At 34.5% G+C, this 15,000-nt stretch carries 11 protein-coding genes and 2 rRNA genes (1 of these 13 only partly in view); all 13 read right to left on the bottom strand.

The annotated features are described in order from the left end of the window. Nucleotides 1-2,403: ribosomal RNA gene (locus IC758_RS00065) — 23S ribosomal RNA — on the bottom strand (it extends 496 nt beyond the left edge of the window). 283 nt (nucleotides 2,404-2,686) lie between these two features. Further along, nucleotides 2,687-4,189, bottom strand: a 16S ribosomal RNA gene (locus tag IC758_RS00060). The 16S and 23S rRNA genes sit together here, the layout of an rRNA operon. Nucleotides 4,190-4,370: 181 nt before the next feature. After that, entirely contained in the window at nucleotides 4,371-5,144 is a 774-nt protein-coding gene (locus IC758_RS00055) for a SigB/SigF/SigG family RNA polymerase sigma factor (protein ID WP_227860682.1), read from the bottom strand. Then, nucleotides 5,144-5,551 carry an ATP-binding protein gene (locus IC758_RS00050; RefSeq protein WP_227436592.1) on the bottom strand — a complete coding sequence of 136 codons (408 nt, stop codon included), beginning with the start codon at nucleotides 5,549-5,551 and terminating at the stop codon, nucleotides 5,144-5,146. The genes IC758_RS00055 and IC758_RS00050 overlap by 1 nt, the downstream gene beginning before the upstream one ends. 3 nt (nucleotides 5,552-5,554) lie before the next feature. Further along, nucleotides 5,555-5,872 (bottom strand): STAS domain-containing protein, encoded by a 318-nt coding sequence (locus IC758_RS00045; protein WP_227436590.1) that lies wholly within the window; start codon nucleotides 5,870-5,872, stop codon nucleotides 5,555-5,557. 11 nt (nucleotides 5,873-5,883) lie between these two features. Then, nucleotides 5,884-6,144 (bottom strand): hypothetical protein, encoded by a 261-nt coding sequence (locus tag IC758_RS00040; protein ID WP_054272124.1) that lies wholly within the window; start codon nucleotides 6,142-6,144, stop codon nucleotides 5,884-5,886. Continuing rightward, complete coding sequence (locus IC758_RS00035) at nucleotides 6,144-6,440, bottom strand: YtxH domain-containing protein (RefSeq protein ID WP_227436588.1); 297 nt, start codon at nucleotides 6,438-6,440, stop codon at nucleotides 6,144-6,146. The genes IC758_RS00040 and IC758_RS00035 overlap by 1 nt, the downstream gene beginning before the upstream one ends. Nucleotides 6,441-6,508: 68 nt before the next feature. Then, nucleotides 6,509-8,935, bottom strand: a complete 2,427-nt coding sequence (gene gyrA, locus IC758_RS00030; protein ID WP_227436586.1) for a DNA gyrase subunit A — start codon at nucleotides 8,933-8,935, stop codon at nucleotides 6,509-6,511. A 19-nt stretch (nucleotides 8,936-8,954) separates the two neighbouring features. After that, nucleotides 8,955-10,856: a DNA topoisomerase (ATP-hydrolyzing) subunit B gene (gyrB, locus tag IC758_RS00025; RefSeq protein ID WP_227436584.1), complete on the bottom strand. Its 1,902-nt coding sequence runs from the start codon at nucleotides 10,854-10,856 to the stop codon at nucleotides 8,955-8,957. Then, the gene (gene recF / locus IC758_RS00020; protein WP_227860681.1) at nucleotides 10,857-11,972 is read right to left on the bottom strand and encodes a DNA replication/repair protein RecF; all 1,116 of its coding nucleotides are present in this window, start codon (nucleotides 11,970-11,972) and stop codon (nucleotides 10,857-10,859) included. It abuts the gene before it with no gap. 16 nt (nucleotides 11,973-11,988) lie between these two features. Next, nucleotides 11,989-12,195 carry a S4 domain-containing protein YaaA gene (gene yaaA, locus IC758_RS00015; protein ID WP_227436580.1) on the bottom strand — a complete coding sequence of 69 codons (207 nt, stop codon included), beginning with the start codon at nucleotides 12,193-12,195 and terminating at the stop codon, nucleotides 11,989-11,991. A gap of 137 nt (nucleotides 12,196-12,332) precedes the next feature. Next, nucleotides 12,333-13,439, bottom strand: a complete 1,107-nt coding sequence (gene dnaN, locus IC758_RS00010; protein WP_227436578.1) for a DNA polymerase III subunit beta — start codon at nucleotides 13,437-13,439, stop codon at nucleotides 12,333-12,335. Nucleotides 13,440-13,680: 241 nt separating this feature from the next. Further along, nucleotides 13,681-14,961: a chromosomal replication initiator protein DnaA gene (dnaA, locus tag IC758_RS00005; protein ID WP_413927715.1), complete on the bottom strand. Its 1,281-nt coding sequence runs from the start codon at nucleotides 14,959-14,961 to the stop codon at nucleotides 13,681-13,683. Between the last annotated feature and the right edge of the window lie 39 nt (nucleotides 14,962-15,000).

The following is a 15,000-nucleotide window of genomic DNA, read 5'->3' as shown; positions in this document are numbered from 1 at the left end:
CACCGGATCACTAAGTCCGATTTTCATCCTTGCTCGACCTGTATGTCTTGCAATCAAGCTCTCTTTTGCCTTTACACTCTACGTACGATTTCCGACCGTACTGAGAGAACCTTTGAGCGCCTCCGTTACCTTTTGGGAGGCGACCGCCCCAGTCAAACTGCCCACCTGACAGTGTCCCAAGACCAGATTCATGGCCTATGGTTAGAGTCCCAGTACTACAAGGGTGGTATCCCAAGGATGGCTCCGCCAAAACTGGCGTCCTGGTTTCAAAGCCTCCCACCTATCCTGTACATGTAGTACCAAGACCCAATGTCAAGCTACAGTAAAGCTCCATGGGGTCTTTCCGTCCTGTCGCAGGTATCCGGCATCTTCACCGGAATTACAATTTCACCGAGTCTGTTGTTGAGACAGTGCCCAAATCGTTACGCCTTTCGTGCGGGTCGGAACTTACCCGACAAGGAATTTCGCTACCTTAGGACCGTTATAGTTACGGCCGCCGTTTACTGGGGCTTAAGTTCACTGCTTCGATTACTCTAACAGATCCCCTTAACCTTCCAGCACCGGGCAGGCGTCAGCTCCTATACATCGTCTTGCGACTTAGCAGAAACCTATGTTTTTGGTAAACAGTCGCTTGGGCCTATTCTCTGCGGCCACCGTATGGTGGCACCCCTTATCCCTAAGTTACGGGGTCATTTTGCCGAGTTCCTTAACAACAGTTCTCTCGCGGGCCTTAGGATACTCTCCTCACCCACCTGTGTCGGTTTGCGGTACGGGTACCTTTAACCTCGATAGAGACTTTTCTTGACAGTGTGAAATCAGCTACTTCGCTACTAAATTTCGCTCCCCATCACATCCCAGCATTATCAAAGCGGATTTACCTACTCTGACTGCCTCAATGCTTGGGCACACATAACCAACAGTGTGCTTAGCTTATCCTACTGTGTCATCCCATCTCTCAAACGGTTATCGGTAGTACAGGAATATCAACCTGTTGTCCATCACCTACGCCTTTCGGCCTCAGCTTAGGTCCCGACTAACCCAGGGCGGACGAACCTTCCCCTGGAAACCTTGGGTTTACGGCCTGTGGGATTCTCACCCACATCTCGCTACTCATGCCAACATTCTCACTCCCATACTGTCCACATGTCCTTACGGTCATGCTTCAACCCGTATGGGAAGCTCCCCTACCCATCATTACTGATGCCGTAGCTTCGGTAGTAAGTTTTAGCCCCGGAAATCTTCGGCGCAGGATCACTCGACCAGTGAGCTATTACGCACTCTTTGAATGAGTGGCTGCTTCTAAGCCAACATCCTGGTTGTCTGTGCAATCCCACATCCTTTACCACTTAACTTACATTTAGGGACCTTAGCTGACGATCTGGGCTGTTGCCCTTTCGACTATGAATCTTATCACCCACAGTCTGACTCCCAAGTATAAGATGACGGCATTCGGAGTTTGATAGTCTTCGGTAGGTGCAATACCCCCTAGGACATTCAGTGCTCTACCTCCGTATCTCTCACCTTGAGGCTAGCCCTAAAGCTATTTCGGGGAGAACCAGCTATCTCCGGGCTCGATTGGAATTTCACCGCTACCCACAAGTCATCCCCGAGCTTTTCAACGCTCGTGGGTTCGGACCTCCACGAAATTTTACTTTCGCTTCATCCTGCTCATGGGTAGGTCGCCCGGTTTCGGGTCTACGTCAAGTAACTGAACGCTCAGTTAAAACTCGCTTTCGCTACGGCTCCACACCTTAAGTGCTTAACCTTGCTACTTAACGTAACTCGTTGGCCCGTTCTACAAAAAGTACGCGGTCACACAAGAAATGTGCTTCCACAGCTTGTAAGTGCAGGGTTTCAGGTTCTATTTCACTCCCCTCCCGGGGTTCTTTTCACCTTTCCCTCACGGTACTATACGCTATCGGTCACTAGGTAGTATTTAGCCTTGGAGGGTGGTCCCTCCTGCTTCCCACAGGGTTTCACGTGTCCCGTGGTACTCTGGATCATATCTGAAGTTTTCTCGTTTGACATACAGGACTATTACCTTCTGTGGTGGGTCTTTCCAAACCTCTTCAATTACGATACCTCTTCGTTTAAGATATGTCCGCAACCCCAATAAAGAAAACTTTATTGGTTTGGGCTATTCCGCGTTCGCTCGCCGCTACTTACGGAATCGAATTTCTTTCTCTTCCTTCAGGTACTTAGATGTTTCAGTTCCCTGAGTTCCCCTCATTAAGCTATGTATTCACTTAATGATACTTAGACATTACTCTAAGTGAGTTTCCTCATTCGGAAATCTTCGGATCAAAGTTTACGTGCAACTCCCCGAAGCTTATCGCAGCTTATCACGTCCTTCATCGGCTCCTAGTGCCAAGGCATCCGCCCTGCACCCTTAATAACTTGACCAGTTAAAAAGGTTTGATAGATTAGAAGCTATCAACTTCGATAATTTTTTAAAGTTATCAGCTTTATATATTACAAATTAGATGTCATATCACTAAATATATATATGCAGTTTTCAAAGTGCTAACGCACAGCGCCAACAGATAAATCCTGTTGCTTAAAGTGCTAACACACATCGCCAACAAACAAACTTCACATGCGTTCAGTTTATTCTGTTGCTCAAAGTGCTAATTGAGTATTCGTAAAAACGAACCCTCAAAATTAAACAGTAGGCAATTCTCCTTAGAAAGGAGGTGATCCAGCCGCACCTTCCGATACGGCTACCTTGTTACGACTTCACCCCAGTTATTGATTCCACCTTCGACGACTTCTTCCAAAAGGTTAGATAATCGGCTTCGGGCGTCTCCAACTCCCGTGGTGTGACGGGCGGTGTGTACAAGACCCGGGAACGCATTCACCGCAGCATTCTGATCTGCGATTACTAGTAACTCCAGCTTCATGTAGGCGAGTTTCAGCCTACAATCCGAACTGAGAGTAGCTTTAAGGGATTAGCTCCACCTTACGGCTTGGCAACCCTCTGTACTACCCATTGTAGCACGTGTGTAGCCCTAAGCATAAGGGGCATGATGATTTGACGTCATCCCCACCTTCCTCCAGGTTATCCCTGGCAGTCTCTCTAGAGTGCCCAACTTAATGATGGCAACTAAAGACAAGGGTTGCGCTCGTTGCGGGACTTAACCCAACATCTCACGACACGAGCTGACGACAACCATGCACCACCTGTCACCAATGTCCCCGAAGGGAACTCTCCGATTAAGGAGATGTCATTGGGATGTCAAGCTTAGGTAAGGTTCTTCGCGTTGCTTCGAATTAAACCACATGCTCCGCTACTTGTGCGGGTCCCCGTCAATTCCTTTGAGTTTCACTCTTGCGAGCGTACTTCCCAGGCGGAGTACTTAATGCGTTAGCTGCGGCACCGAGGGGGGTAACCCCCGACACCTAGTACTCATCGTTTACAGCGTGGACTACCAGGGTATCTAATCCTGTTTGCTCCCCACGCTTTCGTGCCTCAGCGTCAGTTACAGTCCAGAGAGCCGCCTTCGCAACTGGTGTTCCTCCTAATATCTACGCATTTCACCGCTACACTAGGAATTCCACTCTCCTCTCCTGCACTCAAGTCTCCCAGTTTCAAGAGCTTACTACGGTTGAGCCGTAGCCTTTCACTCCTGACTTGAAAGACCGCCTACGCACCCTTTACGCCCAGTAAATCCGGATAACGCTAGCCCCCTACGTATTACCGCGGCTGCTGGCACGTAGTTAGCCGGGGCTTCCTCCTCAAGTACCGTCATTATCTTCCTTGAGGACAGAGTTTTACGACCCGAAGGCCTTCATCACTCACGCGGCGTTGCTGCATCAGGCTTTCGCCCATTGTGCAATATTCCCCACTGCTGCCTCCCGTAGGAGTTTGGACCGTGTCTCAGTTCCAATGTGGCCGATCACCCTCTCAGGTCGGCTACTGATCGTCGCCTTGGTAAGCCGTTACCTTACCAACTAGCTAATCAGACGCGGGTCCATCCTGTACTGGCTCACCTTTGATATTCAAGAGATGCCTCTCAAATATGTTATCCCGTATTAGCATACCTTTCGGTATGTTATCCGTGTGTACAGGGTAGGTTACCCACGCGTTACTCACCCGTCCGCCGCTCTTTACCGAAGTAAATCGCTCAACTTGCATGTGTTAGGCACGCCGCCAGCGTTCATCCTGAGCCAGGATCAAACTCTCAAATAAAAGTTTATCAGGCTCAGATACTATTGTTATCTAAATATCTGGCTTTATGGTTTGTTTCTTAATATAAATTAACCTACTGTTTAATTTTCAATGTTCGTATTTTTTCTTGTTCCTTTTTTTCAAGGACAAGTAATACTATACCATCATTCAAACAGTAGGTCAATACTTTTTTTATTATTTTTTAGAAATTTTTTTCATATTCTTTTTTTAGCTTTTCTACGACCTTTTTTTCTAAGCGAGAAACAGTCATTTGAGATATATCTAATTCTTTAGCTATACTAGACTGGGTTTTATCGAAGAAAAATCTATCTTTAAATATTTTTACTTCTAACTCATTTAAAGTTTCAATAAACTTATTAATAAAATCTTCGTATTCTATACTTCTGAAATTACCTTCTTCTTTTCCTATTTTATCAATAAGAGTTATGTCTTTGTCTTCTGAATCATCATTACTTGATGAATCTAAAGACATAGGTTGATAACCATAAGATGCTTCCATAGCCTCTAGTACATCTTCTTCACTAACTCCTATATAGTCAGCGATATCTTTTACCTTTGGATGTTTTTTATTTTCTTGCTCTAGTTTAATTTTCGCATCACTTATCTTTTTGCTTAATTCTTGTATTCTTCTTGGTACTCTAAGTGTCCATACTTTATCTCTAAAATATTTTTTAATTTCTCCTACTATAGTTGGTGTTGCAAAACTGGAGAATTCAAATCCCTTTTCAACATCATATCTATCAATAGCATAAATTAATGCTAATGAAGCAACTTGATATATGTCTTCAAAGTCAACACCCTTGTTTATATACTTTTTAGCTAACAACCTTGCTAAATATAGATGTCTTTCAATAAGAATATTCCTGATATCTACGTTTTTATTTGTATTATATAAATTAAATAGCTCTTTTGTATCCATATTTAGGTAATGTGTAGCATTAGCTACATTTTTCATTAAATATCAACTCCTAAATACTTAGTCATTTTTATTTTTGTTCCTTGATTACATTCTGATTCAATATCTACATCATCCATTAAAGTTTTAATTATAAATAATCCAAGACCACTTTCTTTTGGATTCTCTAAATCTGGTGTACTTATTGAGCTAACATCATATCCTTTTCCATTATCTTGAATCTCTATATTAATTGCATCGTCTAAAATATTAAATACTATATTGAATACATCATCATTACTATGTTTTATTGCATTGGTACATGCCTCTGATACTGCTACCTTTATATCTTCTATATCATCTATTGGAAACCCCATTTTATTTGCAATCCCAGACGCTGTTAATCTTATTATGCCTACATAATCTGGATTTGTAGTAATTTCCATCTTTATAGTTTCACAAGCCAAAATTTATCCCTCCACTTTAAATATTTTATCTAGACCTGTTATAGTAAAAATTTTCCTAACATTACTCTTAGGATTTACTATGTATATCTCTTTTTCATTTATTTTTAGTTTTTTTAAAACACCTATCATAGCTCCTAAACCTGTAGAATCTATATAATCTAAATCTTTAAGATTAATCTTTACATCCAACATGTTTCTTTCTATTAAACCATGTAAATGTTCTTTTAATTTATCTGCTGTAGAGACATCAAGTTCTCCATCAATACAAACATTCCAAAACTTATTTTGAGAATCTAAATTTGAATCTATATTCATAGACATGTAAAAACCTCCTATTTTCTCTTAATAATTTTAAATATATTACCTATACTCAATATCTTATTAATTACATAAACTATATCATCTATTCCCTTTGATATTGATGATGCATTTTCAACAATATCTTGTATATGTCTTTCATTGTAATCTACAATCTTATAAGCTTTTTCAACAACTTTATTTAAACTATTTAGAGTTTTAGCTAAATAAATTGCTACTATAAGAGCCGAACTACCTACTAACACTGCTCCTATTTGCCACCCCCATGCATTCATTAGTTAACATCTCCCTCGTCGTCAAAACTTTTACTTATTACTATATCTTCTTCTGAAATTTTTATATCTTCTTCATTATTATCATCATCTACTAAAGTTATTATTCTCTCTTTAACATCATTAAATGTTTCATGTAGAACTTCTTTTGGGTTTTCTTTCACTTTATCAAACTTATCTTTTGTCTCTTTTCTTAACTCAGAACCTTTTTTTGGTGCAAGAAACATACCAAATATAAAACCTAAAATGGCTCCTATTAATAAAAATCCACCTTTTTTACAACCTCTTTTATTACACATAACAACTACTCCTTTCAATTTTAAATTTTTATCTAAGTACATTATACAAAAAGAATAGGATATTTATCCTATTCTTCTTCAATATTTATTTTAGCAATCGAAACTACATTCACTTCTTCATTAGTCTTCATTAATTTAACACCACTTGTAACCCTTCCAAATAGTGAAATTTCATTAACTCTTATTCTAATAAGAACTCCATCAGAATTTATAATCATTATCTCATCATCTTCATTGACCATCTCTGCACCAACAATTGTACCAGTTTTTTCAGATATGTTATAAGTTTTAATTCCTTTTCCAGCTCTTATTTGGCTTCTATATTCTTCTATATTTGTTCTTTTACCAAAACCATTTCTACTGACAACTAATACATCTGTACCTTTACTACAAAGATTCATAGATACAACAAAGTCTTTTTTACTTAAAGTTATACCTTTTACACCCATTGCTGTTCTACCCATATATCTTATATCATTTTCATCAAACCTTATAGACATACCTTCATTAGTTACTAAAAGTACTTCCTGTTTTCCATCTGTTAGCTCTACTCCAATAAGTTCATCATCATCTCTTAAACCTATAGCAATAAGACCAGATTTGTTTATATTTTTAAACTCTTCTCGTTTAGTCTTTTTAACGATACCTTTTTTAGTTGTAAGTAATAAATATTCATTTTCATCATTACCATCTATAGGTATTAAAGTTGCAATCTTTTCGTCTGCTGACAATTGAAGTAAGTTTACTATAGCAGTACCTTTTGCTTGTCTCTTACCTTCAGGTATTTCATATGCATTTAATTTAAATACTCTACCCTTATTTGTAAAGAACAGTAATCTACTATGAGTAGTTGTAGTTATCAAATGTCTTACAAAGTCCTCTTCTCTAGTTGTAAGTGCTGAGATACCTCTTCCACCTCTTTTTTGGCTCTTATAAGTATCAGATGGAAGTCTTTTTATATATCCAAAGTGAGTAAGAGTTATGGCTATTTCCTCATCACTTATAAGATCTCTCATATCTATCTCGCCTTCAGCATGTCTTATTTCTGTTCTTCTTTCATCAGAATAATTTTCTTTTATTATTGTCATTTCATCTTTTATTACATTTAAAAGTAATCTTTCATCAGCCAAAATTTCTTTTAATCTATTTATTTTCTTTATTAAGTCTTCATACTCAGCTTCTATCTTATCTCTTTCTAGACCTGTAAGTCTTTGAAGTCTCATATCTAGTATAGCTTGAGCTTGAATCTCAGTTAGATTGAATTTTTCTACTAAACCTATCTTAGCTTCTTGGCCTGTTTTTGAAGCTCTTATCAAGCTTATAACAGCATCTATATTATCTAAAGCAATTTTTAATCCTTCTAAAATATGTGCTCTTGCTTCAGCTTTGTTTAATTCAAATTTAGTTCTTCTTGTAACAACATCTTCTTGATGTTTAATATAATGATATAGTATTTGCTTAAGATTTAAAACTCTTGGTTGACCATCTACAAGAGCAAGCATTATTATACTAAATGTATCTTCCATTTGAGAATGTTTATACAGATTATTTAATACTATATTAGCATTAGCATCTCTCTTTAATTCTATAACAATTCTCATACCATTTCTATTACTTTCGTCTCTTAAATCTGATATACCTTCTATTCTTTTTTCTTTAACTAACTCAGCTATTCTCTCAACTAATTTAGCTTTATTTACTTGATAAGGTATTTCTGTAACTATTATCTGTTGTTTTCCTTTTGGAAGTTCTTCTATAAAAGCTCTAGATCTAACCTTAACTTTACCTCTTCCAGTTCTATATGCCTCTGCTATATTCTCTTTTCCCATTATAATTGCAGCTGTAGGAAAATCTGGACCTTGTATAAATTTTATTAAGTCCTCAACACTACAATCTGGATTGTCAATCAAATGTACAGTTGCATCAATTACTTCAGCTAAGTTATGTGGAGGTATTGAAGTTGCCATCCCAACAGCTATACCATTAGACCCATTCACTAATAGATTGGGATACCTTGCTGGTAGTACTGAAGGTTCTTTTAATGATTCATCAAAGTTTGGTTTAAAATCTACAGTTTCTTTTTCTATATCTCTTAATAATTCTAATGATAATTTACTCATCTTAGCTTCTGTATAACGCATTGCCGCTGGTGAGTCTCCATCAACAGAACCAAAGTTACCATGACCATCTACTAAAAGTGCTCTAGTTGAAAAGTCTTGAGCCATTCTAACCATTGCAAAATAAACAGCAGTATCTCCATGTGGATGGTACTTACCTAAAACGTCCCCAACAATACGGGCTGACTTTCTATATGGTTTATCTGGTGTTAAGTTTAATTCACTCATTGAGTATAGTATTCTTCTGTGAACTGGCTTTAGACCATCTCTAACATCAGGAAGAGCACGTCCAGCTATAACACTCATCGAATAATCGATATAAGATTTTTTCATTTCTTCCGCTATTTCAATAGGGAGTATTTTGTTATTTTCTTCCATGTATACTAATCCCCTCTCTCTATATATCTAAGTTTCTAACGAATCTTGCATTTTCTTCTATAAATTCTTTTCTTGGAGCAACCTTATCACCCATAAGCATTGAAAATACTTCATCTGCAATTGCAGCATCTTCTACAGTTACTTGCAATAAAGTTCTTGTATCAGGATTCATAGTGGTATCCCATAATTGTTCTGCATTCATCTCTCCAAGACCTTTATATCTTTGAAGTTCTGCACCATTTCTTCCAATTTCATCTAATAAAACATTTAATTCTTTATCTGAATAAACATAATGTTCCTTTTTTTGCTTTGTTACTTTATATAAAGGAGGTTGTGCTGCATAAACATACCCCTCATCTATAAGAGGTCTCATGTATCTAAAGAAGAATGTTAATAGTAAAGTTCTTATATGAGCTCCATCTACATCGGCATCGGTCATAATTATAATTTTATGATATCTAGCCTTATCTATATCAAAATCTTCTCCTATACCACAACCATAAGCTGTTATCATATTTTTTATTTCGTCTGAAGATAATATTCTATCTAGTCTTGATTTTTCGACATTAAGTATCTTACCTCTTAATGGAAGTATCGCTTGGCTATTTCTATCTCTACCTTGTTTTGCGGAACCTCCCGCTGAATCTCCTTCGACTAAGAATATTTCACTTTTAGCAGGATCTTTTTCTGCACAATCTGCTAATTTTCCAGGTAAAGATGTGCTTTCTAAAACACTCTTTCTTCTTGTTAATTCTCTTGCTTTCTTTGCAGCTTCTCTAGCTCTTTGTGCTCTCAAAGCTTTATCAACTATTATTCTAGCTGTTGCTGGATTTTCCTCTAAGAAAGAGCCAAGTTCATCAACCGTTACACTATCAACTACACCTCTCATAAAACTATTACCTAGTTTTGTTTTAGTTTGTCCTTCAAATTGAGGTTCTGGTAATTTAACTGATACTACAGCTGTAAGTCCTTCTCTTATATCTTCACCTAATAAGTTAACATCATTTTCTTTTAAGAATTTATTTCTCTTAGCATAATCATTTACAGTTTTAGTAAGAGCTGCTTTGAATCCACTTAAATGAGCTCCTCCTTCATGCGTATTTATATTATTTGCAAAAGAATATATGTTCTCTGTATAACCATCCGTATATTGCATAGCTAATTCGACAATACAATCATCAACTTTTTTATCTATATAAACTATGTCATCATGTATTCCAGTTCTAGATTTATTTAAATACTTAATATATTCTACTAGACCACCTGTATAGTGAAATTCTTTTCTTTTTTCTTGATTTTCTCTTTTATCTTCAAATACTATTTTTATTCCTTTATTTAAAAAAGAAAGTTCTCTAAGTCTATATTCTAATGTTTCATATTTAAACTCTATTTCATCAAATATAGTAGCATCAGGCATAAATTGAATTATTGTTCCTGTACTTTGAGATTCTCCAACTATCTCAATCTTAGATGTTGGTAGACCTTTTTCATATGTCTGCTTATATATTTTTCCATTTAAATAAACTTCTGCTATCATCCATTTTGATAATGCATTAACTACAGAAACACCAACTCCATGAAGACCTCCAGATACTTTATATCCTCCGCCTCCAAATTTTCCTCCTGCATGAAGATTAGTTAATACTGTTTCTAAAGTCGATTTTCCAGTCTTAGGATGTGTTTCGACTGGGATACCTCTTCCGTCATCTTTTACTAAAATACTGCCATCTTCATTAATAGATACATATATATTTGAACAATAGCCTTGTAAAGCCTCATCGATACTATTATCTACAACTTCATAAACTAAGTGGTGTAAACCTCTTGGGCTTGTACTACCAATATACATACCTGGTCTTTTTCTAACGGCCTCTAATCCCTCTAATACCTGTATCTGACTTGCACCGTATTCTTGTTTCATTTAATTTCCTCCATTCTCTATGCTAATAACATTGCCGTTTTCAATATTAAATATTGTAACATCCTTTTCATCAAATATTTTTTTATGTGAAATTTCAGCACTTGTTATAAACATTTGAACATTGCTTAAATTATTTACTAAAAGTTTTTGTCTTGCTTCATCTAACTCACTAAAAACATCATCTAAAATTAATACTGGATATTCTTCAACCTCATTTTTTATTAATTCTATCTCTGATAGCTTTAATGATATTGAAGCAGTTCTTTGTTGACCTTGTGAACCAAAAAGTCTTGCATCTAAATCATTTATGAATATATTTAAGTCATCTTTGTGTATACCATATCTAGTAGTTCTAGATTCTATATCATTAGGTCTATTTGATGACAACTTGGCTAAAAATTTATTATATACTGTTTCTATAGTATCTTCGTCAGCTATATTTATTTGAGTTTTATATTTGATTGATAATTTTTCAACTCCATTAGTCAAATTCATATGCATATGTTCAGATATATTAGCTATCTTTTTTATAAAGTCTCTGCGTAAAATATAAATATAACTTCCGTATTTTGCTAGTGTATCATCATATACATCTAATAAAGCTTCATCAACATGCATGCTTTTTAGAACTCTACTTCTTTGAGAAAGTATTTTATTGTAATTAGTAAGATAATTATAATATTTAGGAATAATTTGGCTAATCTCTTTATCTATGAAAGTCCTTCTCTCTTTAGGACCTTCTTTAACCAGTCTTAAATCTTCAGGTGAAAATATGACAACATTTAAGTTGCCAAGTAATTCCTGCATTTTTTGCAAAGGAACTTTATTTATTCGTATCCCCTTTTTATCTTTTCCAATAATTAGCTCTATTAGACTATATTTATTATATTTTGAAAAACTTCCTCCAACATATAAATTTTCACTATTAAATCTAACCATTTCTCTATCTTTGTTGGTTCTAAATGACTTGCCAAAAGAAAGCATATAAATAGATTCTACTATATTTGTCTTTCCTTGACCATTTTTTCCAACAAGAAGATTCACTTTACCATTAAATTCCAGATGCAACTTTTCATAATTTCTAAAATTAACAAGCTGCAAACTTTTAAGTTTCACAAAAAGTTCTCCTTTTTTACAATACTTTTATTTTAGTTCCTTCTATCTCAACTATATCTCCTGATTTTATCTTTTTCCCTCTTCTTAATTCTATTTCATCATTTACAGTCACTAAACCTTCTTGAATTAAAAATTTTGCATGACCTCCGGTTGATGCAATCTCTGCTAGTTTTAGGAATTGATCTAACTTTATATAGTCTGATTCTATAGTTATTTCAGTCATAAGAGTTCCTCCTTGCCATTATTTTAGGTAAATAGGTATTAATACACTAAAAGTATATTATACCATAAAAATACTTGCAAAAGGAGTTGCCTAAGATTAGAAAAATTTTTCTACAAAAGACAACTCCTTAATATCTACTATATATTAGATGATATTCTTACTGGAAGTAATAAGTAAATATAATTAATATCATCTGTTGGTTTAATTATACAAGGATTTACATTTGTAGTAAATTCTATAAATATTTCCTCATTATCTATATTTTTCAATCCTTCAATAAAGTATCGAGAGTTAAAAGCTATATCTAAATAATCTCCATCTAAATCTATTTCAACTTCTTCATAGACATTTCCTTTTTCTGTATTAGAAGTAATTGCCATTACTTTATCCCTTATAGATAATTTTATAAGGTTATTTTTTTCTGATTGAGACAATAAAGATGCTCTTTCTATACTATTTAAAAGTTCTTTAGTATTTAACTTTACTCTACTATTATGCTCTCTTGGCAATAATTTTTTATAATCAATAAAATCTCCTTCAAGTAATCTTGTAATAATTTTTGTATCATTAATTATAAAAATAGCATTTTTTTCGTTAAATCCAACTTTAACATTATCTTCTCCAGAAAGCAAGCTATTTACATCTATAAGTGTCTTTCCTGGAATTATTACTTTTATATTTTCAGTTAAACTATCAACTGAACAGCTTTTTACAGCTAACCTATAGCCATCAATTGCTACTAGATTTAAATTTTTATCTACAATTTCTAGAAGTTCTCCCATTAAAACAGGTTTTGTTTGGTCTTGTGAAATAGCAAATACAGTTTGTTTAATCATATTTTTTAGGAGTTCTTGAGGTATGCTGTATAAATCTTCTTCATTTAATTCTGGTAGCTTAGGAAATTCTTTGGCTGCATATCCTTTAATTTTAAATCTTGAATTTACACAATTTATGTAAATATTATTTTCTGAATCTGTTTCTATCTCAACAAAAGAATCTGGTAATTTTCTAATTATATCTCCAAATAATCTTGCATCTACAACAACATCACCTTTTTCTATAATCTCTGCTTGTACATAAGTTTCTATTCCTATCTCCGCATCATATCCAGTAAGTTTTAACTGGCCTTCTTCTGTAGATATAAGTATACCCTTTAATAGTTCTATAGTTGTTTTTCCATTAATAGCTTTTTGAGCAATCCCGATTCTATTTGCTAGGATTTTTTGATTACAAATTATTTTCAATGTGGATAACCTCCTCTGGCTTTTTATATAAAAAAATAAGTTAAAATCATAGTAGTAATAGTAGTAGGTGTTGTTGATAATGTTAATAAGTACATGTAACATTATAAATGCAAAGATATCAACATGTGTATAAGATGTTGATATCTTTGTTATTTTATACTTAATTATTTGTTAATAAATTTTAAGATAAAAAAGTATAAACAAGTTATTCAATAGATATAAACAGACAATTGTGTATAAATTATCCCTTTAAATCTGATATAATTTTGTCTATTTTAGTCTTAATTTCTTCGCTTTCTTCTATGTCTTTAGATACTTTATCATGAGCATGAATTACTGTTGTATGATCTCTTCCTCCAAATTCTTCACCTATTTTAGGGAGAGATAAATCAGTAAGTTCGCGCGTTAAATACATAGCTATTTGTCTTGGAAAAGCTATTGAACGAGTTCTTTTTTTAGAATTAAAATCTTCCATTTTTAAATTAAATACAGAAGAAACTTTTTCTTTTATTCTAAGCACATTGATTTCTTCATTTTTAGAAGTTGTTATAATATCTTTTAAAGCTTCTGTAGCAAGATCAAAAGATATCACTCTATTACTAAGAGAAGAGTAAGCAACTACTCTAGTTAAGGCACCTTCTAGTTCTCTTATATTTGACTTAATATTTTTTGCTATATATGACATAACTTCGTTTGGCACTTCTATACGTTCTAATTGAGCCTTTTTTCTAAGGATAGCAATCCTTGTTTCAAAGTCTGGCGCCTGAATATCAGTTATAAGTCCCATTTCAAATCTCGATCTTAATCTATCTTCTAGTGTAGGTATATCTTTTGGTGGTCTATCACTAGAGATAATTATTTGTTTATTTGCCTCATGAAGAGTATTAAATGTATGGAAAAACTCTTCTTGAGTTCTTTCTTTCCCAGCTATAAATTGAATATCATCAATTAATAAGACATCTACATTTCTATATTTATTTCTAAATTCTTCATTTTTATCATCTTTTATAGAGTTTATAAGTTCATTAGTAAATTTTTCTGAAGAAACATAAACAACTTTTGAATCTTTTTTTTGGCTGACAATATGATGTCCAATAGCGTGCATTAAATGAGTTTTACCTAAGCCAACCCCTCCATACAAAAAAAGTGGATTGTAAGCTTTAGCAGGAGATTCAGCAACTGCAACACATGCAGCATGAGCAAATCTATTGCTATTACCAATAACGAACGTATCAAATGTGTATTTTGGATTCAGGTTAGGGTAAAGTACTCTATAATTTAAATCTGCACTATCAGAATTTAGGTCAGCAACTTCTTTTTCGCTCAATACAAATTTAATATTATACTTTTTTAATGACAGTTGATTTATAGCATCTTCAATTAAATGCAAATATCTATTTTCTAGAATATCTTTATTAAAATCACTAGGAGCTAGTAGTATCAAGTCATTAAGATGTATTTTTAATGGTACGATGTTTTTAAAAAAGGTATTAAAACTTACTGAAGTTAAGTCACCTTTTATTAATTGTAGGGTTTTGTCCCATAAAGAAACTATATCCAT

It is taken from the genome of Clostridioides sp. ES-W-0016-02, assembly GCF_020641035.1.
In the GTDB taxonomy this organism is placed as follows: Bacteria; Bacillota; Clostridia; order Peptostreptococcales; family Peptostreptococcaceae; genus Clostridioides.
The sequence above is the reverse complement of the archived record's forward strand: the minus strand, read 5'-3'. Positions and strand labels throughout refer to the sequence as shown.